This is a genomic window from Rhizobium sp. PRIMUS64 (assembly GCF_023006465.1).
Classification (GTDB): domain Bacteria; phylum Pseudomonadota; class Alphaproteobacteria; order Rhizobiales; family Rhizobiaceae; genus Rhizobium; species Rhizobium leguminosarum.
In genome coordinates this window covers 13002-35203 of sequence record NZ_JALBGX010000048.1, presented here as the reverse complement: position 1 = coordinate 35203, position 22202 = coordinate 13002, and the positions used below count along the sequence as shown (strand labels likewise).

General features: G+C 59.9%; 27 protein-coding genes. 10 read left to right on the top strand and 17 right to left on the bottom strand.

What is annotated here, in order from left to right; translation table 11 throughout:
• From MOV76_RS19595 to MOV76_RS19555, 9 genes are read right to left on the bottom strand one after another with little or no spacing between them, the layout of a single operon-like run.
• Positions 1 to 285: a hypothetical protein gene (locus MOV76_RS19595; RefSeq protein ID WP_018245400.1), complete on the bottom strand. Its 285-nt coding sequence runs from the start codon at positions 283 to 285 to the stop codon at positions 1 to 3.
• A gap of 52 nt (positions 286 to 337) precedes the next feature.
• Complete coding sequence (locus MOV76_RS19590) at positions 338 to 1258, bottom strand: type IV secretion system protein (RefSeq protein ID WP_247265108.1); 921 nt, start codon at positions 1256 to 1258, stop codon at positions 338 to 340.
• Positions 1259 to 1261: 3 nt separating this feature from the next.
• Positions 1262 to 1486, bottom strand: a complete 225-nt coding sequence (locus MOV76_RS19585) for an EexN family lipoprotein (protein WP_247265107.1) — start codon at positions 1484 to 1486, stop codon at positions 1262 to 1264.
• Positions 1483 to 2181, bottom strand: a complete 699-nt coding sequence (virB5, locus tag MOV76_RS19580) for a P-type DNA transfer protein VirB5 (RefSeq protein ID WP_131704404.1) — start codon at positions 2179 to 2181, stop codon at positions 1483 to 1485. Before virB5 ends, MOV76_RS19585 begins: the two co-directional genes overlap by 4 nt.
• Positions 2181 to 4547 carry a VirB4 family type IV secretion/conjugal transfer ATPase gene (locus MOV76_RS19575; RefSeq protein WP_247265106.1) on the bottom strand — a complete coding sequence of 789 codons (2367 nt, stop codon included), beginning with the start codon at positions 4545 to 4547 and terminating at the stop codon, positions 2181 to 2183. Before MOV76_RS19575 ends, virB5 begins: the two co-directional genes overlap by 1 nt.
• A gap of 3 nt (positions 4548 to 4550) precedes the next feature.
• The gene (locus tag MOV76_RS19570) at positions 4551 to 4877 is read right to left on the bottom strand and encodes a type IV secretion system protein VirB3 (RefSeq protein WP_247265105.1); all 327 of its coding nucleotides are present in this window, start codon (positions 4875 to 4877) and stop codon (positions 4551 to 4553) included.
• Positions 4878 to 4882: 5 nt separating this feature from the next.
• Positions 4883 to 5182, bottom strand: coding sequence for a TrbC/VirB2 family protein (locus tag MOV76_RS19565; RefSeq protein WP_018245406.1), 300 nt, complete (start codon positions 5180 to 5182; stop codon positions 4883 to 4885).
• On the bottom strand, positions 5179 to 5841 hold the full coding sequence (locus tag MOV76_RS19560; RefSeq protein WP_247265104.1) for a lytic transglycosylase domain-containing protein: 663 nt from the start codon (positions 5839 to 5841) through the stop codon (positions 5179 to 5181). The genes MOV76_RS19565 and MOV76_RS19560 overlap by 4 nt, the downstream gene beginning before the upstream one ends.
• Positions 5842 to 5844: 3 nt before the next feature.
• Entirely contained in the window at positions 5845 to 6384 is a 540-nt protein-coding gene (locus MOV76_RS19555) for a hypothetical protein (protein WP_247265103.1), read from the bottom strand.
• Positions 6385 to 6475: 91 nt separating this feature from the next.
• On the opposite strand from MOV76_RS19555, the gene MOV76_RS19550 reads away from it, so the two are divergent.
• Complete coding sequence (locus MOV76_RS19550) at positions 6476 to 6829, top strand: hypothetical protein (RefSeq protein ID WP_018245409.1); 354 nt, start codon at positions 6476 to 6478, stop codon at positions 6827 to 6829.
• A complete protein-coding gene (locus MOV76_RS19545) occupies positions 6830 to 6985 on the top strand; it encodes a hypothetical protein (RefSeq protein ID WP_155256966.1) in 156 nt (51 codons plus the stop codon).
• Positions 6986 to 7168: 183 nt separating this feature from the next.
• Here the strand turns inward: MOV76_RS19545 and MOV76_RS19540 are convergent, their stop codons facing one another.
• A complete protein-coding gene (locus MOV76_RS19540) occupies positions 7169 to 7414 on the bottom strand; it encodes a hypothetical protein (protein WP_018245410.1) in 246 nt (81 codons plus the stop codon).
• A 66-nt stretch (positions 7415 to 7480) separates the two neighbouring features.
• Complete coding sequence (locus MOV76_RS19535) at positions 7481 to 7894, bottom strand: hypothetical protein (RefSeq protein ID WP_018245411.1); 414 nt, start codon at positions 7892 to 7894, stop codon at positions 7481 to 7483.
• Between the two features lie 688 nt (positions 7895 to 8582).
• On the opposite strand from MOV76_RS19535, the gene MOV76_RS19530 reads away from it, so the two are divergent.
• The 4 genes from MOV76_RS19530 to MOV76_RS19515 all read left to right on the top strand — a co-directional run bounded on the left by MOV76_RS19530 (position 8583) and on the right by MOV76_RS19515 (position 12053).
• Positions 8583 to 9944, top strand: coding sequence for a TadE/TadG family type IV pilus assembly protein (locus tag MOV76_RS19530; RefSeq protein ID WP_026188666.1), 1362 nt, complete (start codon positions 8583 to 8585; stop codon positions 9942 to 9944).
• Positions 9941 to 10471: a TadE/TadG family type IV pilus assembly protein gene (locus MOV76_RS19525; protein ID WP_018245413.1), complete on the top strand. Its 531-nt coding sequence runs from the start codon at positions 9941 to 9943 to the stop codon at positions 10469 to 10471. The genes MOV76_RS19530 and MOV76_RS19525 overlap by 4 nt, the downstream gene beginning before the upstream one ends.
• Before the next feature lies 1 nt (position 10472).
• Positions 10473 to 11054 (top strand): TadE/TadG family type IV pilus assembly protein, encoded by a 582-nt coding sequence (locus MOV76_RS19520; RefSeq protein WP_018245414.1) that lies wholly within the window; start codon positions 10473 to 10475, stop codon positions 11052 to 11054.
• Positions 11055 to 11270: 216 nt separating this feature from the next.
• Positions 11271 to 12053, top strand: a complete 783-nt coding sequence (locus MOV76_RS19515; protein ID WP_247265102.1) for a pyrroline-5-carboxylate reductase — start codon at positions 11271 to 11273, stop codon at positions 12051 to 12053.
• On the opposite strand, the gene MOV76_RS19510 is transcribed toward MOV76_RS19515, so the two are convergent.
• On the bottom strand, positions 12050 to 12598 hold the full coding sequence (locus MOV76_RS19510; RefSeq protein WP_018245416.1) for a cupin domain-containing protein: 549 nt from the start codon (positions 12596 to 12598) through the stop codon (positions 12050 to 12052). The two genes, MOV76_RS19515 and MOV76_RS19510, sit on opposite strands and share 4 nt — an antisense overlap.
• A gap of 143 nt (positions 12599 to 12741) precedes the next feature.
• Here MOV76_RS19510 and MOV76_RS19505 point away from each other — a divergent pair, with 143 nt between their 5' ends.
• Positions 12742 to 14076 (top strand): aspartate aminotransferase family protein, encoded by a 1335-nt coding sequence (locus tag MOV76_RS19505; RefSeq protein ID WP_018245417.1) that lies wholly within the window; start codon positions 12742 to 12744, stop codon positions 14074 to 14076.
• Between the two features lie 84 nt (positions 14077 to 14160).
• Here MOV76_RS19505 and MOV76_RS19500 read toward each other — a convergent pair whose 3' ends face one another.
• From MOV76_RS19500 to alr, 3 genes are all read right to left on the bottom strand, one after another.
• Positions 14161 to 15180 carry an AraC family transcriptional regulator gene (locus MOV76_RS19500; protein ID WP_018245418.1) on the bottom strand — a complete coding sequence of 340 codons (1020 nt, stop codon included), beginning with the start codon at positions 15178 to 15180 and terminating at the stop codon, positions 14161 to 14163.
• A gap of 83 nt (positions 15181 to 15263) precedes the next feature.
• Entirely contained in the window at positions 15264 to 16514 is a 1251-nt protein-coding gene (locus tag MOV76_RS19495; protein ID WP_018245419.1) for a D-amino acid dehydrogenase, read from the bottom strand.
• Positions 16515 to 16543: 29 nt separating this feature from the next.
• The gene (gene alr / locus MOV76_RS19490; protein WP_247265101.1) at positions 16544 to 17677 is read right to left on the bottom strand and encodes an alanine racemase; all 1134 of its coding nucleotides are present in this window, start codon (positions 17675 to 17677) and stop codon (positions 16544 to 16546) included.
• 126 nt (positions 17678 to 17803) lie between these two features.
• Here alr and MOV76_RS19485 point away from each other — a divergent pair, with 126 nt between their 5' ends.
• Entirely contained in the window at positions 17804 to 18268 is a 465-nt protein-coding gene (locus MOV76_RS19485) for an Lrp/AsnC family transcriptional regulator (RefSeq protein ID WP_003550368.1), read from the top strand.
• A 16-nt stretch (positions 18269 to 18284) separates the two neighbouring features.
• Here MOV76_RS19485 and MOV76_RS19480 read toward each other — a convergent pair whose 3' ends face one another.
• Both MOV76_RS19480 and MOV76_RS19475 read right to left on the bottom strand, forming a co-directional pair.
• Positions 18285 to 19010, bottom strand: coding sequence for a LuxR family transcriptional regulator (locus MOV76_RS19480; RefSeq protein ID WP_258719797.1), 726 nt, complete (start codon positions 19008 to 19010; stop codon positions 18285 to 18287).
• A 163-nt stretch (positions 19011 to 19173) separates the two neighbouring features.
• Positions 19174 to 19812, bottom strand: a complete 639-nt coding sequence (locus MOV76_RS19475; RefSeq protein WP_247265099.1) for an acyl-homoserine-lactone synthase — start codon at positions 19810 to 19812, stop codon at positions 19174 to 19176.
• A gap of 182 nt (positions 19813 to 19994) precedes the next feature.
• Between MOV76_RS19475 and MOV76_RS19470 the strand changes: the two genes are divergently transcribed.
• Entirely contained in the window at positions 19995 to 20339 is a 345-nt protein-coding gene (locus MOV76_RS19470; protein WP_018245423.1) for a helix-turn-helix domain-containing protein, read from the top strand.
• Positions 20340 to 20675: 336 nt separating this feature from the next.
• Positions 20676 to 22109, top strand: coding sequence for a glycoside hydrolase family 15 protein (locus MOV76_RS19465; protein ID WP_247265098.1), 1434 nt, complete (start codon positions 20676 to 20678; stop codon positions 22107 to 22109).
• Positions 22110 to 22202: the final 93 nt, after the last annotated feature.

Below are 22202 nucleotides of genomic sequence, written 5' to 3'. Positions count from 1 at the left end.
TCACCGCCCCCGGCACGGCCGATAGGACCCCACGGCATCGAAATGCGCGAAGGCGGCAGGCTCCTCCGTCGGCGGCTCTTCGCTATAGGAAGTCGCCTGGCCGGCCGCCGTCGCCGGGACATTATCAGAGCCACTCTGCTTGGCAGGCTTGTCGTCCTCCCACTGCCACATGGCGCGGTTGAGCGGCCGGCGTGAATAGCCGTCGCATTTGGGCAAGGGGTGGGAGGCCGAAGCGCAGCCCGTGAGCTCCATGGCAATGAAAAGCGATAAGAAGATGCGGATCATTTGAACGTAAACCTCTGAAACGTTTTTCGTGGAGAAGTCATCATTCGGCTCCTCAGGATCTGAGGCGGCGGCTGACGGAACGGGCGCCTCGTCCAACCGCTCGGGCACCATGCGAGGCCGCCCAGGCAAGCGTGCCTTCGTGTGCGTCTCGGGCAGCACCATAGCCGTAGGTCAAAGACGCCCCGCCCGCCGCGAGCGCGGAGGCAATGCCTGGCAGCTGATAGAAGACGTAAAGGGCCGCAAGGCAGATGGCGCAAAGGGCGACCGGGCGCATCATGACGTCGGTATAGCTTTCGACCGCCGTGAAGGTCGTGTCGATACAGCTGATCAGCAGTGAACCGATCGCGACGACCAGGACCTGGAGAATGACGAAATTGACAAGCTGACCGATCCAGGATTCGGTGAAACGACGAGTGGACTGGAACATCGCAAGCGCGACGAAGATCGGGCCGATGGCCAGCACGATGGCAAGCGCCAGCCGGGCATAGAGCGAGACGATATAACCGATCGCCGCCACGGTGAAACTCGCGCCGATCGCCATCATCCCGCCGATGCCGGTGACGATGTCGGCCGGCCATGCGGCACGCGCCCAGATTTCCTTGGCGCATTTCTGGCCCTTGTCGAGCAGACTGTCGAAGGTGGAAGCGCTGGGCGCCGTTCCCGAGTTCAGCGCCTGCGAGATCTCGCGGGGCAGCGTCTCGAAGAAGATGTTGGTGACGTAGGTCTGATACTCGCTGGCGTTGCGCACCAGCATGACGATGATGGCAAGCTTCATCGCCCGAAACGCGAATTCGAGAATGGGCTCCTGGACCGAGCCGCGCAGGACAAGGTAGCCATAGAGCACGACGTAGAGCGTCAGCGCCGCAGTCAGCGGACCGCTGATCCAGCTGGCGATGTTCGACGTGCCCGACGAGATGAAATTCTCCAGAGGCGACTTGAACTGGCCATCGACGAAGCTGAAGACCTGGTACATGGCTCAGCCTCCAGGCGTAGTGCGGAGCCACAGCTTCCAGTGCGCCGCCTCCGCGTTCTGGCAATTAGGTGTCTGACGCAAGGCGCCGGGGTTGTTGCGGCATTCACTTGTGATCTTCGCCAGCAGGACCTCATCAGCCATCAGCTCATCGACGGTGTAGATCCTTTCTTCCTGGCCGAAGCAGCCAGAAAGGGTGAGTATGACGATGCCAGGCAGGAGAAGTTTCATTTAAGCGCCTCCCCCATGGCATCCAGGCGCTTGCGCCAATCCTCGGCCTTGCGCTGGTCGTCGACCTGAACCTGTGCCTGCTGGACCATCTGCAGAGCCTGCATGCGCAGCACATCGGTCTGCAGAAACGCGGTTTCGGCCTGCAGGCGTGCCTGAAGATCGGCGATATCCTTGGCATCCGCAGCACCTGATATCTGCTGGCGCAGCTGATCGATGCCGTCGATGCGCTTGGTGGCGGCATCGTAGATCTGCTGGCCGAGGCTCATCTGGCCGGCATTCTGGTTCTGGGCGCGCGCCAGTTCCTGCGCATAGAAATCATTGGCGCTGGTGCGATAGGTGGAATTATCATCAAGGAATTTCGAGGCGGAATTGCCGAGGACACCGGTGCCATTGCCCTTGAGCAGCCCTTCGATGGCATTGAAATCCTGCGGCAACGCCTTGCGGATCGAGGGATCGTTCAGCAGCCCGGCGACATCGGCCATATTGGTGACCTTGTTCAGCGATGCGTAAAGTTGCTGAGCCTGCTGGAGCTGCTGATTGAGCGTGTCCAGCTGGGATTTCAGCTGGGAGATGCTCTCGATCTGTTTGGCGATCGCCGTCTCATCGATCACCGGAATGCCCTGTGCCGACACCGTTCCAACAGGCACGAGTGCCGCCATCAACACCAGAGCAAACCCTGTTTTGAGCCTTTCCATCAACCCGTCCTCCTTCTTTGCTGAAACAGCGGCAGCCAGTCTTCAAGACGGTCGCCAACCTGCGCCCGGATCGCCTCGGCGAGTTCGATGTTGGCGGTGCGGCCGGACAGAATATCGAGCTCGTCATCGAAACCCCTGAGGTTCAATTCGGCGACGACGCTGTTGTGGCCCTGCTTGACGATGAAGCGGCGGCTTTCGACCGAAAGCTCGCGGGAGACAAGCTCGAACTCGCGCTCCGTCAATTTGAACCCGTCGACGTAATCGCCATGGTCGCCGCGCGGGTTGGGAAGGAAGATCTGCGTCGGGCACTGCTCGATGATCGTGTGGGCGATCGGCGAGACGATCGCGTCGCGCGGGCTTTGGGTCGCAAACAACATCAGCCCGTTCTGTTTGCGGATCGTCTTCAGCTTGTTCTGCGCGAGATCGCGAAAGCCCTCGTCCTGCAAAGCCTTCCAGAACTCGTCGATGACGATGATGATCCGACGCCCGTCGATCAGCTGCTCGATGCGGAAGAACAGATAGGCCATCAACGGGGCGCGGATTTCCTCATTGTCGAGGAAGTCGGTCATGTCGTAGCCAATGAACTTGGCGCCGATCCCGATGTCGTCGCCCTCATTGTCGAACACCCAGCCAAGCGGTCCTCCCCTCTCCCAACGCCTGAGCCTTGAGGCAATGCCTTCGGGATCGGTGTTGTTGAGGAAGGTGCGCAAGGCCCCGATCGAGCGCCTTTCCACCGGCAGGTCCGCCAGGCCATCGACGGCCGAGGCGATGTCACGCAGCTCCAAGACCGTCAGTTCACGCTTCGCCGACCCGACCAGCTGGCCGACCCAGCGGGCGAGGAAAACTCTGTTCTCAGGCGTCAGTTCAAGTGCCTTCAACGGCGCGCAGCCGGTGGCAACGCCGTTTCGAAGCGGCAGGTAGGTGCCGCCTGCTGCCCGGACGAACAGATCGGCTCCGCGGTCCTTGTCGAAGAAGACCATGTGGGGATCATGTTTTTCGAGCTGGGAGAGCATGAAGTTCAAGAGCACCGTCTTGCCGGAGCCGGACGGGCCGCAGACGAAGGTGTTGCCGAGGTCGCTATGATGGAAATTGAAATAGAAGGGCGAGCCGGAAGCAGTCTTCAGCATGGCGACGGCCGGTCCCCATTCATTGCCGTCTTTCTTGCCGGTGGGGTAGGAATGATAGGGGGCGAGCGCTGCAAAATTTCGCGTCGTGATGGCGCCCGATCTTGCGCGATAGCGGAAATTGCCCGGCAATTGCCCCCACCATGCCGCTTCAAGGCCAAGATCCTCGCGGGCGACGACCGCCCCGCCGTTGGTGAGATAGGCGCGTGCTTTCGCCATGTGGTCAGCAAGCTCCTTCACCGAAGGCGCAAAGACCGACAGCGCCAGATGGTGCTCTCCAAGGACAAAGCGGTTCGACTCCAGCTCGTCCATTGCATCGCCAAGCTCTTCGATCTGCGACGCCGCCTTGTCGCCAGCGCTGACCATCTGGTTTTGTTTGCGACCCATGATCGTGCGCGCATCGGCTTTCGAGACGAAGGCAAAAGACTGCGTCAGGATGAGCTCGAACGGCGCCGTCAGGATGCCGTCGAGCATGCCGCTGCGGGTCGTTGCCGGATATTCCTTGAACCCGAATAGGCCGGCATAGCGGCTTTCGGCCTCATGACGGATCTCGATCGTCTCCCGCCCGAAGATCACCCGATCCGAATAGATCGCCGAGGATATCCGGCCCTCCGTCAGCGGGATGCGCTCCCGCCGGCCGCCGACGATCTGATGCAGGACCTCGCTAGGCTCGGAGAAGAGAATGTTGTCCTGCTCGTAGAGGGAAAGCACCCGGGGTTCGAAGCGCTTTAGGCCGGCGGTCACGTCGGCTAGCTTGTCTCGGAGGTGCTTCAAGGCATCCTCGTCGACTTCGATGCCGGCGCGGCGCGCCCTGCGCAATCGGGAAAGCAGCCTGGCTGCTTCTTCGGCGGGATCCCGGCCCGGATGCCAGACCAACGAAAGGTAAAGATCGTTTCGAAACAGATCCTCCGCGACCATGCGGTCACGGTAGCGCGCATTCAGCCCTTGCGAGAAAGAATTGGCGAACTCTCCCTCCGGATAGGCGTTGTCGCGACGACGAATGACATGCGTCCAGAGCGCCAGGCGCTCATCGGCGATGTTGCGGTAGAGTGTATTGAGATCGCGGTGCAGACTGTTGAGATCCAGGACATCGGCGGTCTCGAAGGATATGCCTTCGAGCGCGAGCATCACCATCAGCGCCCTGGATTCGAGGGCAATCGTCGTCTCATCGACATGACGGACGTGCGGAATGAAGGTCTCGGGCCCGAGTTCGCGCGAGCGAAGCGTTGCGATGCTAGGCAAGGGTCAGATCCTTTCGTCATAGCGCCTGATGAGCGTCAGGGGCGAGAGGGTCGCGCCGCCCCAATAGGCGGCGTTGCGCGACCGGCCGCGGGTCTCGATCCACGAGATCAGGATGCGGAACATGTTGTGGTCGTGCTTGACGAGCGTTCGGAATATGAAATGGAAGACGACGCCGACAAGCGCGTAGGCGATCGAGCCAGCGGTGATGTAGAGGATCGTCGTCAGCATGACGTTCATGCCCATCGCCTCTATCGTCACGCCGGCGATCATCGCCGGGCGGGTGCAGGCAAGGAACAGGGTGTCCTCCTCGATCGCGGCGGTGGTCGGCATGATGATCAGCTTCCGACGATCGTGTTGACGAGTTCCGTCGCACCGAAAATCCCGCCGATGCCGATGATCCAGAAGCCGGCGCGGCGCAGATCCATGTAGCCGAACATCCAGGCGATGCAGATGATGATGACGGCGATGACCGCGAGCAGCCGGGCGATGTTGCCGGTCAACATGTCGACGATGTTCTGCAGGACGGTTTCGACGCCGGCTGCCTGGGCAAAGGCAGGCTCCACCAGGCAGGCGACGATGGCTGCGGCCATCAGGAGAGGGGCCGCCACAGGGCGAAGGTTTGCTTTCGAGATCATTGGCTTTGCTCCGATCGAGTTTTTTGAAACACGAGAACCTGGGATGAGCGCCGGGCGTTGAAGACGTCCCACGATGCGGCTTCACCGGATCGGGTAGCGAATTGTTCGACCGCGGACGCCTCCCGGCTGGGTGACGGCTCAGCGCGAGGCGCTTCGTCACGCGGCTCGACGATGGTGAGAGACGCCAGGCTGGCAGGCAGTCGCCCGATTTCCTGGCGGACCTGCTCGTCATATCTGACCATCTTGCCAACCGACGGATCGTCATGCCCGTAATAGGACTGAAGCATCACTGTTTCGGCCTGCTTCGCATCGGCGCCGAAACGCAAGGCAAGGCGATAATAGCCGTCGAGCAGGGTGGCTGTCGCCTTGAGGTTCATACAGGGATCGAACGCATCCGAAATCGATAGCTTGAGCCTGCGCAGTTCCGCCTCGCCAATGCCGCCAAGACCGATCTGAATGTCCTGACGATTGGCAACGAGGGAGGTCGCGAGTTCAATTGCCTCAGCCTTTGATATGGGTTGACGCTCAAGCGGCGGGCCGCTGTTGATGCGAATGGCGAAAGGCTTGAAACCACTTTCGAGACTGATGACGGCGGCGAGCGTCCTGACCTCCACCATGGGCGCGCAATCCTGGGCGAGATCCATGAAAGTGACGGCCATCGATCAGTACCAGACCCGTTGCGTCGCCATCCCATCGATCGTCACGTCGACATAGTGGGGCTGCGATCTCACCTTCGGGCGGGCCGTCGGGTAGCCCATGCATCTGCGTCCTCCATCCGACCGTTGCCATCGCGGGGACAGGACCGAGCCGTTGCCGGAACTGCGGCTCTCACCGACATTGGGGCATAACGCGTCGCTCACTGGCTGGAGGGCCGCCGACACGCAGATGGTTTCTTGCCCGCGCGGGCCATAATCGGTCTTCAGCCGGTATCCGGTTTCGCAGTAATAGGGCTCATAGCCCGGGCGCGAACTGTGGAAGGTGGCGCCGCTGCATGTCGGGAAGGAATGCCCCTCGGCAAGCTCACGCCACAGTTTCTGGATCGACGGCCGGCATGCGGCGAACTGCGTTGGGCCTCCGGGGTTGGAAAGGCACAGGATAACCTCGCAGCCCCACTCATTTGCTTGCGCCTTGCCAGGTGAAGTAAGGTAGGGTGGCGCCAGGCAGCAGGCCGCGACGACCGAGTTGACGAAAAGGTTTTTCATGAGCACGACCCTCCAGAGGACATCCGGTTGCGGAAGTGGTGGCTTGCCTATATAACAATCTATACTGATTTATATAACACAGTAAAATGGTATGACAAGAGCACTCGAAACCCAATGGCGCAATCTGGCTTTCTCAGGTCTCATCCTGCACGAAATCCTCGATCATCCCCTCGAAGACGAGACCCCTCAGGCAAGGCTGAAACAGGTCGGCATGATGACTGTTCTCTACAGCATGAACCAGGCACACCAGAAGTTAACCCTTTCCAGTATCATGGAAATTACCGCTCTGACACGCACCGGCGTCAAGGAGACGGTAGATCTCTTGGTGAAACGGGGGATGCTCGACGAGACGATCGTGAAGAACTCGATGGGTCGTGGAACGGCGCGCCAGTTCGAGATTTCACAAGCGCTCCTGGAGAAACTGAGCTCATTCGGAGCCGGATGAATGACCGATTTAAGTGACGATTTTTGTCGTCTAAAGTCCGTCGCTCAAGATATCGGTGCAACGCCTGCAGCGACCCATGGTGGCGGTCGATCGATGCCAGCTGAAGAATGGAAGGCGATGGATCATCCCTTTCCTGCCGAGGATGACACCGTTTGATCGGATGGCAATCCAGCCATCTCAGGCGCCGTCTTCCTCATAAAGGGAAAGAATCCTGCCGTTGGGGAGGCGTTCCAATTGCATAAAGGCGGCGCCCGACTGAACAGAAAAACGAAGGCTTGCGGGGGCACCTCACCCGCGTGAGGCGCGCCTGTTCCTGCCCTCATCCGAGGGGTTCAACCCTCAGTGGATCGTCCAATTCACCATGGCGTAGCGGGCAATTTCTGGCCGAAGCTCGAAGGTCCGTCGCAGAAGCCGGGCAGCCTCGTCCATGACAAAGACGACGTCCGTCAACTTTTCGATTTCAACGTGAAGCCGATAGGCTTCGACCTCGTCGAGTCCTGCTCCCAGAAGTCGCCTCGCCGCATCGATCACGCGTTCGGTGCGATCAACGACCTCGAGACTATTCTTGATGATCATGTCGAGCATGCGTTTTCCCCTCGCTTGCAGGTCAAGCGTGGCGGAGAATCACCTTATTCGCAATCCCGAAACGACCTAGATCCGATCTCGTACCCTGTCGTAAAGATCGCGCATCTCATCGAGCACGCGGTCGTAACGCGAGCGGGGCGGCGCCGAGCGGGACCCTCCTATTGCGAAGGCGATCGCCCCGACGGCGGCTGCGACCGCAATCATCGTCGAAACAGGATACAAATTCACCGTCGCCTCTGTCTGCCTGGCAGCTTTCCGCGCGCCACTCTTGATAGACTGGGCAGCATCCGACACCTGCTTCTGCAACGTTTCGAGCTGCTTGCGAACGGCTGCGAATTCTTCGCCAGGATCATAAGCGGGCTGGACAGCGGCCCCGACTTCTCCCGTCGCAGTATTCACGATGCCCTTTGGTACCGGGCTGCCGATTTTCGGGCCGGCGGCTTCGAGGGTAGCAGATTTAGGGGACTTGCGAGGTGGCATGGTTGTCCTCCTTACATTTGGTTCTCGGGTAAAAATGGAGTTGCGCCCTAGGAGGGCAAGCCCTTTGCAAAAGTGTCCAACGAAGCGAGCGTTACGTGAGCTTCCCGACCAGTTCGGCGTAGTCTGAGAAAGTGAACTGTTGCCGCGCTGGGCGGCTTCATTGGCCAGTAACAGGAGGCACGATGGCAACCACGAAAACTCCCAACGAACTTTTCCTTGATATCTGAAGCCCATCTATTTCGCGGAAATCAAATCCTGAAGGTCCTACCGAAGACGGCGCACCGCCCTGTCGGAAGAGGGCAAGGCAGGCTTCCTGCTGCAGCGCGACGAAACCCACGGCCTGATCGAAGGTCTTGTGCAGGTCTTCAGCCCGAGAAAGAGCAGAAAACTGCCGCCAAAGCGCTGATCTCCATGATTGGATAGCTCATTCTGTCGAACGAAACCGCCAGGTCGCGGATGGCGCCGGGCGTGTCCCCGCTTCCGGCTTCACTCACGCATGCGGATCCCCGCAATCATGAATGAGAGAGATGTCATTCCACGGCTATCCAAAATTCGCAAACATATACAATTTGCGCACGAAACAGTGCTTTTGCGGTCTGCATTCCATCGGAAAACGCAGGAATTAACAAAGACTTAAGCAATTTGGATACTTCTTGCACATTAGTATGACTTATTGACGGTGGTCTTTTTGCGCTCGGATCTTTCATATTCAGTTGATCGGGTCTTCAAAACCCTTCGCGGTCTCGGAAGGGACAGGGGCGGCAATGTCGCGATCGTCGTTGCCCTCACCCTGGTGCCGATGATCGTCGCAGTCGGCGCGAGCTTTGACTATATTCGTACCTACAATGTCCGCCAGAGGATGCAGAGCGACCTGGACACGGCCTTGATCGCCGCAGTCAAAGAGATCGATACCGACGACGCCGTCGCTCTCAAGCAAAAGGTATCCGACTGGTTCCACGCGCAGGTCGAAAACAGCTATACGCTTGGCGACATCGACATCGATACGTCAAACCATAAGATCACGGCGACGGCGAGCGGCACGGTTCCGACGACGCTGATGAAGATCGCCAACATCGACACCGTTGACGTCAGCGTGGCAAGCGCCGTCAAGGGGCCGGCCACCTCCTATCTCAATGTCTACATCGTCATCGACACATCGCCGTCGATGCTTCTAGCAGCAACAACGGCCGGCCAGTCGACCATGTATTCCGGCATCGGCTGCCAGTTCGCCTGCCACACGGGCGATGCGCACAAAATCGGCAACAAGACATACAACAACAACTATGAATACAGCACGGCCAAGAGCATAAAGCTGCGCGCCGATGTCGCCGGCGATGCCGTCAAGGACGTGCTTGCCCTGATCGACACCTCAGACAGCAACCATCAACGGATCAAGGTCGGACTATATAGCCTCGGCGATACGCTCACAGAAGTTCTCGCCCCGACGCTGAGCACGGACACGGCGCGCAACCGGCTCACAACCTCAAGCTACGGCCTCACAAGCGCGACCTCGAAGGCAGCCACCTATTTTGACGTGTCGCTTGCAACGCTCAAACAGAAGGTCGGGACCGGCGGGGACGGAACCTCCTCAAACTCGCCGCTCAAGCTGGTTCTCTTGCTGACGGACGGCGTTCAATCGCAGCGCGAATGGGTGACCGACAAGGTGACATGGAAGAACGGGCAGGCGACGTATGGGGCATACTGGAACAAGGTGGCGCCTCTCAATCCGGACTGGTGCGCCTACGTCAAAAACCAGTCCGCCACCATGGCGGTTCTCTACACCGAATACCTGCCGCTCACTTCGGATTGGGGCTACAACGCAACCGTCGGCTCGACCATGGCAAGCGCCAACTGGAAGGGCACCTATGGTGGTACCATGCAAAGCGGCGTGTCGACCAGCATCACCAGGCGCGACTACATCCCCTATGCGCTTTCCGACTGCGCATCGTCCAAGAGCTTGTTCCTCTCAGCCTCGTCGTCGGCCGAGATCACGGCAGGCCTGTCGGCGCTATTCACCCAATATCTCGCATCCGTCCGGCTGACCCAATGAGACGAGGGAAACGCTTCGCATCGTTGCGCCGGCTGCTTGGCGATCGCAAAGGGGTCGCTGCGATCGAATTTGCGATCCTGGCTCTGCCGCTCTTCATCATGATTTTCGGCATTATCGAAGTGTCGCTGATGTTCTTCGTCAATTCGGCGCTGGACGCTTCGGTTCACAAGATCTCCCGGATGATCCGCACCGGCGAGGTTGCATCTTCGAAGATTACGCTGGCCGATTTCAAAGCCAGGATTTGCAACGACATGCTTCTCTCGTTCAGCTGCTCCAGCGGTCTCCTGGTCAAGGTGATCGTGCTTTCCGACCTCTCGTCCGCCGCCAGCACGGATCCCATCGATGACAGCGGCAATCTCACTGTGACCGAGACCTATGATATCGGCAAGGGCAGCGACTACATCCTGGTTCAGACGTTCCTGCCATGGACAGCCGTCGTCAATTTCTTCAGCCTGTCGAGCGCCAAGCTTTCCGACGGCCGCTACCTACTCGGATCTTCCGTTCTCTTCCGCAACGAGCCTTTCTGACATGATGAAACGGAGCCAGTCCCTTTTCCGCCTCGCCCAATCCCGCGCCCGTCATCTCATGCGCGACCGGTCGGCGGCTTCGGGCGTGGAATTCGCGCTGGTCCTGCCGATCCTGGTGATGCTGCTGTTCGGCACCGTCGATCTCGGCCATGCGCTCACGGTCAGCCGAAAGATAGACGAGATCGCCTCTTCCACAGGCGATATGATTTCACAGCAGGGCTCCTGGACGAAGTCCGATGTCGCCAAACTTCTCTCCGGCGCCAGCTTCATCCTGCAGCCCTATGAGACGACAGGGCTCACGATCACCGTCGCGGTGGACGATATTGCCAAGAGCGGCAGCGCTACGGTCAACTGGTCTGCAGCACTCAACACCTCCGCACTGAACTCCGGCACGGCGAGCACGATCGAGGTCCCTTCGGAGATCCAGGATGACGGCGTACAGGTGGTGCTGACCAGGGTGCAGTACACATTGACGACGCCGGTCTCGGCGTTCTTTTCAAACTTCACCGGGCAGAATGGCTACAGCTTCGATCGCCATTACTTCAATCGCCCGAGGGTCGGCGACAAGATCACTTACAAGTAAGCTCCAGAGTCTGTCGGATTTCGTCCTCTGCGGGCCGATCGTTCCCAACAGTCCGCCATACAGCTACGGCGGACGGCATTGACCCAAAGCTTGCTGGGTGCATAGTCGCGGGGGAGTTGGGTGAAGACGGCAACCGCTGCCTTCGTCGTGTTGGAGGCTATCTGGTTTGGCGCGGTGATGTCGCGTAGGGCCGGCTGCGGGCTGCGGAGCAATCAAATGAAAATCGACCGTATTGGATTCGTCGGCACCGGCGCGATTACCGAAGCGATGGTTCGCGGGCTTCTCACTGAGCCGGCCTATGCATCCGAGATTCACGTGTCTCCACGCAGCGCTCACATCGCCGCGACGTTGGCTGACGAATTCGCCGCCGTGAGAATTGCCAAGGACAATCAGGACGTCGTCGAGCGCAGCGACATGGTATTCCTGGCGATACGGCCGCAGGTCGCCGAGGAGGTCGTGCGCGCGCTATCGTTCAGGGATGGCCAAATGGTCGTCAGCCTCGTTGCGGCAACGGAGCGCCAGGCCCTCTCCGAATGGATCGGCGCCGACGTGCATCTCGTGCAGGCGATACCCCTGCCCTTCGTCGCCGGCCGGCAAGGCGTCACGGCCATCTATCCGCCCGATACCGCCGTCGCAGCGCTTTTCGATGCGCTCGGAACGACTGTCCAATGCCAGTCGAGGAAGGAATATGATCTTCTCGCGGCAGCGAGCGCAATGATGTCGACCTATTTCGGCATCATGGAGCAGGTTGCCGTCTGGCTGGAAAGAAGCGGCCTCGAAAAGGCGAAGGGACAGGCCTACATTGCCCCGCTCTTTGCAAGCCTGGCGCAGAAAGCGAACAGCCCCGGCAACGAACCGTTCAGCGCGCTGAGCCGCGAATTTGCGACCAAGGGCGGACTTAACGAGCAGGTTTACTCAGACTTCGAGAAGAAGGGCGGCCTTGCCGCCCTGACCGCTGCACTCGACGGAGTACTTGCCCGGATCGAGGGCAGGAACTAGAACGTCGGCGGCGTGCAGGCGCTGATGACCTCGCAGGGCACCGGCCCGACACAGCGGAAGCGGTGCGGGCGCCTGCTTTCGAAATAGTAGGCGTCACCCGGCCCGAGGATCCGCCGCTCGTCATCGACCGTCACCTCGAGCCTTCCCGAGAGCACGATCCCGCCTTCTTCGCCCTCGTGAACAAGGGGAACCTTTCCAGTGTCGGCGCCCGGCTGGTAACATTCCTTGAGGATTTGCAAGCTGCGTCCGAACAGGTTTTCCCCAACCTGCCTGTAGGAGATTGCGCCCTTGCCGATCTCCACCAGCTCCTCGGCGGCATAGAAGGCCTTCCTTGGACGCTCGGGCTCGAAGGCGAAGAATTCCGCCAGACCGATGGGGATGCCGTCCAGAATTCGCTTCAGGGCTCCGACCGAGGGATTGGAGGCGTTCGATTCGATCAGCGAGATCGTCGAATTGGGCACTCCGGTGCGCTTGGCGAGCTCACGCTGGGAAAGCTTATGGGCGATGCGGAGATGGCGAAGACGGTTGCCGATATCGACTGACATGATGCGGTTCGTTTGTGTTGTCCAGAATATCCAAAATTATATCTTTACATCCTTTGAATTTCAACAGTTTGCGCCGACAAAGAAAAGGACTTGTTTGAAAGGGAGAAATTGCCATTCTCGGCGCCACCCCAAAGGAGGCCAGGATGGACCAGCTCAGCAAAACGAACGCACCCGTACTTGAAAATTTCTGGATGCCGTTCACTGCGAACCGGCAATTCAAGGCCACACCGCGGCTTCTCGCAGCAGCCGAGGGAATGTACTACACCGACATCGATGGAAATCAGGTGCTTGACGGCACGGCCGGGCTCTGGTGCTGCAATGCCGGCCACGGCCGCAAGAAGATTTCCCAAGCCGTCGAACGACAGCTTGCAACGCTGGATTATGCACCGACCTTCCAGATGGGGCATCCGATCGCCTTCGACTTTGCCTCGAAGCTGGCTGCGAACGCGCCGGGCGGCCCGCAAGCCAAGCTCGACAGGATCTTCTTCACCGGCTCAGGCTCGGAATCGGTCGATACGGCGCTCAAGATTGCCATCGCCTATCAGCGGGCGATCGGCCAGGGCACCCGCACGCGGATCATCGGGCGTGAGAAGGGATATCATGGCGTCGGGTTCGGCGGCATTTCCGTTGGCGGTCTCGTCAACAACCGGCGGGTCTTCCCGCAAATACCGGCCGACCATATGCGCCATACGCTCGACATCGGGCGCAATGCATTTTCAAAGGGCCTTCCCGCTCACGGCGTGGAACTGGCGGACGATCTCGAGCGCCTGGTGCAGTTGCACGGCGCCGAAACCATCGCGGCCGTCATCGTCGAGCCGATGTCGGGATCGGCAGGCGTCGTTCTGCCTCCGAAGGGCTATCTGGAGAAGCTGCGCGCAACCGCCGACAAGCACGGAATCCTGCTGATCTTCGACGAGGTCATCACCGGCTTCGGGCGTCTCGGCACGCCTTTCGCAACCGACTACTTCGGCGTCGTGCCCGACCTGATCACCACGGCAAAGGGCATCACCAACGGCACGATCCCGATGGGCGCGGTCTTTGCCAGCCGCAAGGTCTATGACGGCCTGATGGTCGGACCTGATAATGCGATCGAACTCTTCCATGGCTACACCTATTCCGGCCATCCGGTCGCCTGCGCGGCCGGGCTCGCTACTCTGGAGATCTACGAGGAGGAAGGCCTGCTGACCCGCGCAGCCGATTTGGCCGAGTATTGGCAAGAGGCCCTCCATTCGCTGAAAGGCCTCCCTCACGTCGTCGACATCCGTAATCTCGGACTGGTCGGCGCAGTCGAACTGGCTCCTCGTGACGGCGCGCCGGGAACCCGCGCCTACGAAATCTTCGTCGACTGCTTCAACAAGGGCCTGCTGATCCGGGTGACCGGCGACATTATCGCCCTTTCCCCGCCGCTCATTATCGAGAAAACCCAGATCGACAGAATTGTTTCGACACTTGGCGATGCCCTGAAGCGCGCGGCATAGATCCGCATCCCGCGTGCCGCTCCCGTCGGCGATCGGACGCCTGGTCCATCGTCGACGGAACCATCCGGCACACCGAGACGGAGCTCAGCGCTTCAAGGTCTGTGACGGTAGTTGGCCGAAACGCTTCCTGTATTCGGCAGCAAACCGCCCCAGATGCGTAAATCCCCATCTGAGCGCGACGTCGGCAATGCCTTGCTTCGCATCAGACGCGAGCAAATCGCGATGGGCCGCGGCCATGCGAAGTTCATGCAGGTAGGCCATCGGAGTCGTATCCCTGAACTGCCGAAAACCCTGTTGCAGAGTGCGAACGCTTACCTTGGCGGCCATCGCGATATCGTTGAGCGAAATCGGCTCGGCGATGTGTTCCTGCATGAAGTCGATCGCCCATTTCACATGGCGTGGGGCTGGTGCCGGAGCAGGGAGCGCAAGCTGGTTCGAATAGCGATTGGGGCAGCTTTCCAGAAGCAGGTAGACCGCCGCGTCGAAGAGCGAGCCGACGGCCAGCGGCGACCGTTGCAGCGGCCCGTTGCCGCTAAGGCCGCGATGGAGGCTCGAGACAAGCTGCTGCAATACAAGCCCCGGGCCGGCCGTCAGATCGATGTGAGGATGAAAATCGATATCGCCGCTGATCGTTCGCTCGAACATCTGCGTGAGGTGGCTGATGATCTTTGCCTGATCGATGAACAGGCCGAAATGACGGCGGGGGCCAAACAGGCGAGCACCTGTGGCACGACCTGCTTCAAGGATCGTGCCACGAGCGGGAACCGAATATATTTGCTCCCTCATGCCGTCGAAGCATGCGTTTCCCTCCATCGGCAGAAAAACGATCATCCTGTCGCAGGGCGCCTCCCGCCTGACGAGAACCGTGCCTTCATAGGTGCAGTCGGCAACTGCTACCTCTCCGACGGAGATGAAATTGCAGTGGAATGCAATGGGCATATTGCCTTCCGCCGAAACCTTGATCGGGGAGTTTGGTGTCGACAATATCTCCGAGAGCTCGTCCGGGTCTGTTCCGCTGTGCGCCGTTTCCCGAAACGACATGTTCTGCGCCGCCAGCTGTCGGGTGAGGCCGCCATTGTTCTGGATATGAGAATTAACCGACATACGGGACCTCTAAAGACGATGTTCACAAGTGATAATGGATTTGCGCAATCATGCTCATCTTGTTTTGCGTTACCCGGGCGGTTTCAGCCGTAGCGGCTGATTGCGAGATCCCTCGCGTCGATTTCCGGCTGGCGGCCGCTGACGAGGTCGCCGATGAGCCGCGCCGAACCGGTGCTCATGGTCCAGCCAAGTGTGCCGTGGCCAGTATTGAGAAAGAGGCCGGCGACTTTTGTCGGGCCGATGACCGGCGTGCCATCAGGCGTCATTGGCCGCAGGCCGGACCAGAAGGAGGCCTTGGAAATATCGCCACCGGGGAAGAGATCGGTAACTGAATGTTCCAGCGTGCTGCGGCGGGCCAAGCCGAGATCATTGGTATAGCCTGATATTTCAGCCATGCCGCCGACGCGGATGCGGTCGCCGAGCCGGGTGATCGCGATCTTGTAGGTCTCATCCATGACGGTCGATTCCGGCGCGCGCGACGCATCGGTGATCGGGATGGTGAGCGAATAGCCCTTGACAGGATAGACCGGCAGCCGGATGCCGAGCGGCTTGAGCAGCAGCGGCGAATAGCTGCCGAGCGCGATCACCACCGCCTCCGCGCTCATCCGCTCACGATCGGTGATGACCCCACGCACCCGGCCGGCTTCGACATCCAGCGCCTTGATCGTCGTTCCGTAAGCGAAGCGGACGCCGAGCGCCTCGGCCTTGGCAGCCAGCGCATTGGTGAACTTGAAGCAATCGCCGGTTTCGTCCTTCGGCGTCAGCAGACCGCCGACAATCTTGTCGCGCACGTGCCTGAGCGCCGGTTCGAAGCGGACACAGCCGTCCCGGTCCAGCACCTCATAGGGAATGCCGTCGGCAGCCAGCGCCTTGACATCCTTTGCCGAGGCCTCGAGCTGCTGCTGCGTGCGGAACAGCTGCAGGGTTCCCTGCATGCGTTCGTCATAGGCGATGCCGGTCTCCGCGCGAAGTTCGGCCAGCGCGATGCGGCTGTAATCGGCAAGGCGCAGCATGCGGCTTTTGTTGATCGCATAGCGCTCGGAGGTGCAGTTCGACAGCATCCTTGCCATCCAGGAGAGCATGGCCATGTCTAACTTCGGGCGCAGGATGAGCGGCGCATGCTTCATGAACAGCCACTTCATGGCCTTCATAGGAATGCCGGGCGCTGCCCATGGCGAGCAATAGCCGAAGGAGACTTCCCCGGCATTGGCAAAGCTCGTCTCCAGCGCCGGACCCGACTGCCGGTCAACGACGGTGACGTCATGGCCGGCCTTGGCCAATTGATAAGCGGATGTGACGCCGACGATGCCGGCTCCTAGAACGATGACCTTCATGATGTTCCCAATGATGGAGCCGCCGGCTCTCAGCGATATTGCCTGTGATAACGATCGCCCAGGCCGGTTAGGATTTCGTAAGAAATGGTGCCGGCGTCGCGGGCAATGTCCTCGAGCGTCTGATGGCGGCCTAGCACTTCGACAAGGCTACCGAAGGTCAGAGCGCCTTCGGGCAGCGCTGATATGTCGACGGTCGCGCTGTCCATCGACACGCGGCCGACGATCGGCAGGCGAATGCCCTTGAAATAAACGGCGCCGCAGTCGCTGAGGCTCCGCGGCAACCCATCGGCATAGCCGGCGGCAATGGTGGCGAGACGCGTTTCGCGTTGCGTGACATGCGCGCCGCCATAGCCGACCTTAGCACCCGCCGGCACGCTGCGCGTCTGCACGACGGCGACATCAAGGCTGACGACCGGCTCCATCGGGTTCTTCTCGCCGGCATTCGGAGCACCGCCATAAAGCGCGATGCCGGGGCGGGCGAGCACGCCGTGATAGGCCTCGCCCAGGAAAACGCCGCCGGAATTGGCGAAGGAAATATCGAAACCCGGAAATTCATCGGCAATACGGGACATCTCGGCAAACTGCTCGCCGTTCTGCTCGCTATCCATGTCATCGGCCGACGCCAGATGGCTCATGATGAACAGGATTTCGACATTGGTGCCATCGCGAAGTGCCGCGGCCAGCTCTGCTCGCTCTTCCCTGGGAAAACCGAGCCGCGACATGCCGGTGTCGAACTGCAGGACAGCAGGCAGGCAGCGCTTCAGAATGCGCGCAGCCGCCGACCATTGCCGCCACTGCGCCAGCGAATTGAGAACCGGGACGATGCCCATCTCGGCGCAGGCGATCTCGTTGCCCGGCTGCAAGCCATTCAGCACGAAAACCTGAGCGTCCTGCGCAAGAGCCGGCCGGAGCCTCACGGCCTCGACAAACTGGGCGACGAAGAAATGCCTGCAACCTTCGCCGTAGAGCGTTCTCGCGACCCGCTCGGCGCCGAGGCCATAGGCATCGGCCTTGACGACGGCGCCCGCACGGACCGGCCCCAGCATCGATACCAGCTTGCGATAGTTGCGGCCGAGGGCGGCAAGATCGATCGTCAGATAGCCCGTGGCTCCCTGCGCGGTCGTAGCGATGCGTGTGCGGGAAGCCAAAATATCGCTATCCATGTCCACCCCTTTTCGATTTCAAGGAGTTTATGAAATAATGAGCGAAATTGCCTATCATTCAGCAGTCGATTATTGCTTGATTTGCTTATTAACCGCATCATCAACGAAAATTTGGAACAATCTCTCATGCCCGCTCTCGACGCGATCGATCGCAATATCCTGAGACTGCTGCGCCTCGATGCGCGCATGAGCAACGCCAAGCTCGCCGCCGAGATCGGCCTCTCTCCCTCGGCCTGCCTCAGGCGCATCAAGATCATGGAAAAATCAGGCGTGATCCGCGGCTATACGGTGCTGGTCGACACCGGCAATGCAGATGAGATGATCGCCGTGATCATCAACATCACCCTAGAGCGCCAGACAGAGGACTATCTTGATCGCCTCGAGGCGGCGGTTCGCCGGCATCCCGAGATCCGGGAATGTTTTCTAATGACGGGTGGCTCGGACTACCTGTTGCGGGTGGAGGTTGCCAATGCGGGCGAGTTCGAGCGGATCCACAAAGAGATCCTTTCGACCTTGCCCGGCGTCCTCAGGATCCATTCCAGCTTCTCGATCCGCAATGTTCTGGCGACGCGCACGAGGGGCCGGCGCTGAACCGCGATCACCAAGTCTATATCAGTTCGAGCGCCGTGGCCTTGGCGACCGCTTCGCTCGTCGTGGCGACGGTTAGCTTCCGCCGCGCCGAGGCGAGATAGAGCTGCACCGCGCTTACCGAAATGGACAGGCGGGCGCAAATCTGCTTCGCGAGCAAGCCATTGGCCGTCATCTCAAGACACTGCAGTTCGCGGCGCGACAATTGCCGAAAATCGGTTATTTTTCTCATCCCCGACAGAACCATCGCCCTGTCGTGGAGATGGTGGGCGAGAAACTGGAGGTCGCGCATGCTGTCCATGCGAAACTGTCGCCAGTAGGCGTCCGGGTGATTGGAGGTCACCGTAAACAGCGATCGCTCTCCGTGAGGTCCGCGCACCGGCAGGGTTACGCCTTGCCGGCCGACACCGAAGGCCATAGCCTCCTTGAAGAAGCCATATGCCTGGCCTGAATCCCATTTAGACGCAGACCATTCCACGGGCAGGAAGCCGCGCCGGCCGAGGCGCACGACGGGATCGATGCTGAAGTAGTCCCGCTCAAGATATTGCTTCACCCACTCGGGCGGGTAGGTCAACATCAGCAATGGATTGCTGGCCGTCGCCCCCGAGGAGCGGGTCACATGCAGAACCATGTGCGATATCGCATAGATGTGGCGGACTTCGTCCAGCGTCGTTTCGAGATCCCGCAATGTCGGCGATGCGGAAATTCGGTCCAAACTGTAGAAAAAACGAGAACTGCTCAGCATGAGATGGACTCGTGGTTGCGTGTTTTCCTGACTGCTCGCAGTGGTAACATTTCGCGGCTGCCGAGAACAGCATATTTTATGGCAACCATGGCGCGATGTGAAGAACAGGTTAAAGAGCTGGCGAGACCTATCCCACTGCTGGGCGGCAGAACAGCGACGACGCTTACCGCATGCCGCTATCGGCGAGAGCTCTGGCAGGATTGGGAGAGGCTTGCTCCAGAAGTCGAGACAGGTTGGCCCGAAGTGTCCGACAATTGTCCGCCGTCACGTCCCATAGGCCGACATACAGCTTGCCGATCTCGGGCCGGGATCGGGCAAGCGGCGTCGGCCTCCAGCCGATCCTGCGGTACACCCCGACCATCGCGACATCATAGACGCCGACGATGCTTTCGATACCCGTGTCGAAGGCAAGATCGCAAAGCCCTGAGAGCAGTTCCGTGGCGACCGTGCGCGATTGGTCTATCTCTCCGGCAAGCGGATGAAGGCAAAAGCGGGTACATTCCCAGGTCGTCGGGCTATCGACGTCGATAGGCTGATCGAAGAAATGCCGGAACTCGCTTTTGAGCATCGTCGCTCCTGTGGTCGGCAGCAGGCGCAGCGAACCCGTCAGCGTGCCGGAAGGCCGTTGCGTGACGAGATAGACGGGATCTTCCGCCTCGTCGTATCGGTCCCTTTCCCACTGGTCCCGGACATCGACCTGCCATCCTAGCCGATCGCGAAAAACGGCGGCGCGTGCCCGGAACATTTCATCGAAAGCACGTCGATCGGTCTCGAGCATGTCTTTGGTGAGTATCCGCAACATATCCGTCCCTCCTGATGTGCTGACGTTTCACAACAGGAGGTCGACCGGGAGCAATCTGGATATTTCACCAGGTTGACCGGTGCTTCGCTTTGCCTTCCCCTTTCATAAGAAGTTTCTGATGTTCGTCGATCGAAAGCTCTTGGTAATTGCCAATTTTAACGCAACCAACGGGAGGATTGTTGATGACCCACGACATGGCACGCGGCAAACGTATTCGAGAGGCGATATCCCGGGGCAAATTCCGGAAAGTTCACGCCCTGGCGGCCGAACTAGACGTGTCCGTCGCCGCCGTCTCACGCTGGCAGAATGGTGGCCATACCTCGCTGGAAAGCGCCTGCGCGCTCGCCGACCTGCTGGATGTCTCCCTCGACTGGCTGCTGCTCGGGCGAGGCACCATGGACTGGCATAGGAACAGCGCGATCTCCGCCACGGAATTGCAAATGGTTCTGGCGTTGCGCAACCGGTCTGCGGCAACACGGTCCAATCTCGCTGGGCTGGTCGAATCCATCCCTCCGGAGCACCCGTAACGCCAAGCGCAATTCTGTGAGATTTTTTGACCTGAGATCAACACGTTTAGGTTGCTAAAAAGCAGATCGTCGACGATCTTTCTAGCTAAAGCTTCAACGGCGACACAACAGGGCAGCCAGCCCGCCCTGCCCTCGCCGCCGCAGAGACCTTGTTTTCACTCTCAACGCAGAAGGGTCGTTGGCGTCGGCTTTTGACGTGAAACTATAAATACGCTGCCCGGAAATTATCGAAAAAGCGCATCGCCACCCATTCGGCCGCGATATTTCTCCCATCCGGATCCGGAATATTTCCTCGATCTGGTCCCAACAAGTCTCAACCGATTTTGGAGTCAGTCAATGACAGTTGCGCTTTGGAGTCAGTCCATGACAGGGGCGAACCCGGCCCATATCGGCGCCGCTGCGCCTGCAGTCAAACCGCGGCCTGCCTTCGAGCAGACCGATCTAGTTGCATTGTCGCGCTATTTTTCTCTTCTGATGATGCGCAACATTACAAGCGATGGTTATGTCATCGAGGATCCGGCATCGCCCGGCGTCTTTTCGGCCCCGGGCTGCGTCATCGCCGCACCCTCCTATCCCGCGAACACGCCGGGTGTCGACCAGGACTATGTTTTCAATTGGGTCCGCGACGGGGCCATTACGGCCATCGAGATCGCACTTGCCGGCTTGCTGCCCGTTCCGGGCGGAGTTTTGCCGAGCTTGGTCGACTACGTGAACTTCGCCGCGCTCTGCCAGGCGAATGCGAAGAATTCCGCGACCGTCACACTTGGCCACGCCTGCTTCACCATCACCGGCGAGGTTCGTCCGTGGTCGGAGCAGAATGACGGGCCGGCCATTCAGTCGATTGCGATCCTGACCTTGTTCGATCAGCTGGATGGCGCCACGCAGACGATCGCCAAACAATTGGTCGAAACAAACCTCTCTTATCTTCTCGACGTTTACCAGAACAAGACCACAAATCTCTGGGAGGAATATGAGGGCTATTCCTTTTTCGCAAGAGCCGTACAGCTGCGCTTTTTCCGGGAAATTTCCACAAACACGATCGGCATTGCGGTGCCTGCCGGGGTGGCCGATGCCATCTCCTGGCTGGAAAACCAGCTGGCCACACACTGGAACGGGCAGCTCTATGTGAGCATTCTGGATGCCGCGGAGCAAGCCGGTTACGACGCGAACATCGATATCGTCTCTTCGGTCTGCTATGGCGGGATCGAGCCGACCGATACCAAGCTTCTGGCAACCGCGGCCATCCTGCGGCGCCAGTGGGCCGATCCTTCGTCTTCGAACTATTACCCGATCAATGGCGCCGACGCGGCCAAAGGGCTCGGACCACTCTTCGGGCGTTATCCAGGCGACCATTACGATGGCGATGTGGCGGCCCCGGTGGTCGGCGGGCATCCCTGGGCTCTGTGCACCGCCAACTTCGCCGAGTTTCAATATCGGCTTGCCAATGCCATCGCGGCCAGCGGCGCCATCCCCCTCGATCAATTCTCCGAGCCCTTCTTCGCGGAACTGGGACTTGGCGCATCCAGCAGCGCCGCCGACGCGTCCGCTGCCTTGCGGGCTTCGTCCGACGGCATGCTGCGCGCCATCGTCTATCACAGCGATCACTATGAGCTGAGCGAACAGTTCGATGGAACCGTTGGCTACGAGAAAAGCGTCCGGAATCTGACCTGGAGCTACGCCTCCTTTCTCTCGGCAGTCAGAGCCCGCTCCGCCGCCGCCCCGGCCGCTGCCAAGTCCAAACCCCGAAACTCCCGCGGCGCGAGGTCATGACGATTTCAGGCCGTCCGGCCTGAAATCTCGATTGAATCCAGAACGGCATGATCCGCAAAGCCTGATGCGGCTTTCCGGCAATAATGGAGGACC

What these genes read in the sequence shown, in the direction of transcription:
- MOV76_RS19595 (WP_018245400.1), bottom strand. Translation starts at nt 285, where the DNA reads ATGATCCGCATCTTCTTATCGCTTTTCATTGCCATGGAGCTCACGGGC.
- MOV76_RS19590 (WP_247265108.1), bottom strand. Translation starts at nt 1,258, where the DNA reads ATGTACCAGGTCTTCAGCTTCGTCGATGGCCAGTTCAAGTCGCCTCTG.
- MOV76_RS19585 (WP_247265107.1), bottom strand. Translation starts at nt 1,486, where the DNA reads ATGAAACTTCTCCTGCCTGGCATCGTCATACTCACCCTTTCTGGCTGC.
- virB5 (WP_131704404.1), bottom strand. Translation starts at nt 2,181, where the DNA reads ATGGAAAGGCTCAAAACAGGGTTTGCTCTGGTGTTGATGGCGGCACTC.
- MOV76_RS19570 (WP_247265105.1), bottom strand. Translation starts at nt 4,877, where the DNA reads ATGCCGACCACCGCCGCGATCGAGGAGGACACCCTGTTCCTTGCCTGC.
- MOV76_RS19565 (WP_018245406.1), bottom strand. Translation starts at nt 5,182, where the DNA reads ATGATCTCGAAAGCAAACCTTCGCCCTGTGGCGGCCCCTCTCCTGATG.
- MOV76_RS19560 (WP_247265104.1), bottom strand. Translation starts at nt 5,841, where the DNA reads ATGGCCGTCACTTTCATGGATCTCGCCCAGGATTGCGCGCCCATGGTG.
- MOV76_RS19555 (WP_247265103.1), bottom strand. Translation starts at nt 6,384, where the DNA reads ATGAAAAACCTTTTCGTCAACTCGGTCGTCGCGGCCTGCTGCCTGGCG.
- MOV76_RS19550 (WP_018245409.1), top strand. Translation starts at nt 6,476, where the DNA reads ATGACAAGAGCACTCGAAACCCAATGGCGCAATCTGGCTTTCTCAGGT.
- MOV76_RS19545 (WP_155256966.1), top strand. Translation starts at nt 6,830, where the DNA reads ATGACCGATTTAAGTGACGATTTTTGTCGTCTAAAGTCCGTCGCTCAA.
- MOV76_RS19540 (WP_018245410.1), bottom strand. Translation starts at nt 7,414, where the DNA reads ATGCTCGACATGATCATCAAGAATAGTCTCGAGGTCGTTGATCGCACC.
- MOV76_RS19535 (WP_018245411.1), bottom strand. Translation starts at nt 7,894, where the DNA reads ATGCCACCTCGCAAGTCCCCTAAATCTGCTACCCTCGAAGCCGCCGGC.
- MOV76_RS19525 (WP_018245413.1), top strand. Translation starts at nt 9,941, where the DNA reads ATGAGACGAGGGAAACGCTTCGCATCGTTGCGCCGGCTGCTTGGCGAT.
- MOV76_RS19520 (WP_018245414.1), top strand. Translation starts at nt 10,473, where the DNA reads ATGATGAAACGGAGCCAGTCCCTTTTCCGCCTCGCCCAATCCCGCGCC.
- MOV76_RS19515 (WP_247265102.1), top strand. Translation starts at nt 11,271, where the DNA reads ATGAAAATCGACCGTATTGGATTCGTCGGCACCGGCGCGATTACCGAA.
- MOV76_RS19510 (WP_018245416.1), bottom strand. Translation starts at nt 12,598, where the DNA reads ATGTCAGTCGATATCGGCAACCGTCTTCGCCATCTCCGCATCGCCCAT.
- MOV76_RS19505 (WP_018245417.1), top strand. Translation starts at nt 12,742, where the DNA reads ATGGACCAGCTCAGCAAAACGAACGCACCCGTACTTGAAAATTTCTGG.
- MOV76_RS19500 (WP_018245418.1), bottom strand. Translation starts at nt 15,180, where the DNA reads ATGTCGGTTAATTCTCATATCCAGAACAATGGCGGCCTCACCCGACAG.
- MOV76_RS19495 (WP_018245419.1), bottom strand. Translation starts at nt 16,514, where the DNA reads ATGAAGGTCATCGTTCTAGGAGCCGGCATCGTCGGCGTCACATCCGCT.
- alr (WP_247265101.1), bottom strand. Translation starts at nt 17,677, where the DNA reads ATGGATAGCGATATTTTGGCTTCCCGCACACGCATCGCTACGACCGCG.
- MOV76_RS19485 (WP_003550368.1), top strand. Translation starts at nt 17,804, where the DNA reads ATGCCCGCTCTCGACGCGATCGATCGCAATATCCTGAGACTGCTGCGC.
- MOV76_RS19480 (WP_258719797.1), bottom strand. Translation starts at nt 19,010, where the DNA reads ATGCTGAGCAGTTCTCGTTTTTTCTACAGTTTGGACCGAATTTCCGCA.
- MOV76_RS19475 (WP_247265099.1), bottom strand. Translation starts at nt 19,812, where the DNA reads ATGTTGCGGATACTCACCAAAGACATGCTCGAGACCGATCGACGTGCT.
- MOV76_RS19470 (WP_018245423.1), top strand. Translation starts at nt 19,995, where the DNA reads ATGACCCACGACATGGCACGCGGCAAACGTATTCGAGAGGCGATATCC.
- MOV76_RS19465 (WP_247265098.1), top strand. Translation starts at nt 20,676, where the DNA reads ATGACAGTTGCGCTTTGGAGTCAGTCCATGACAGGGGCGAACCCGGCC.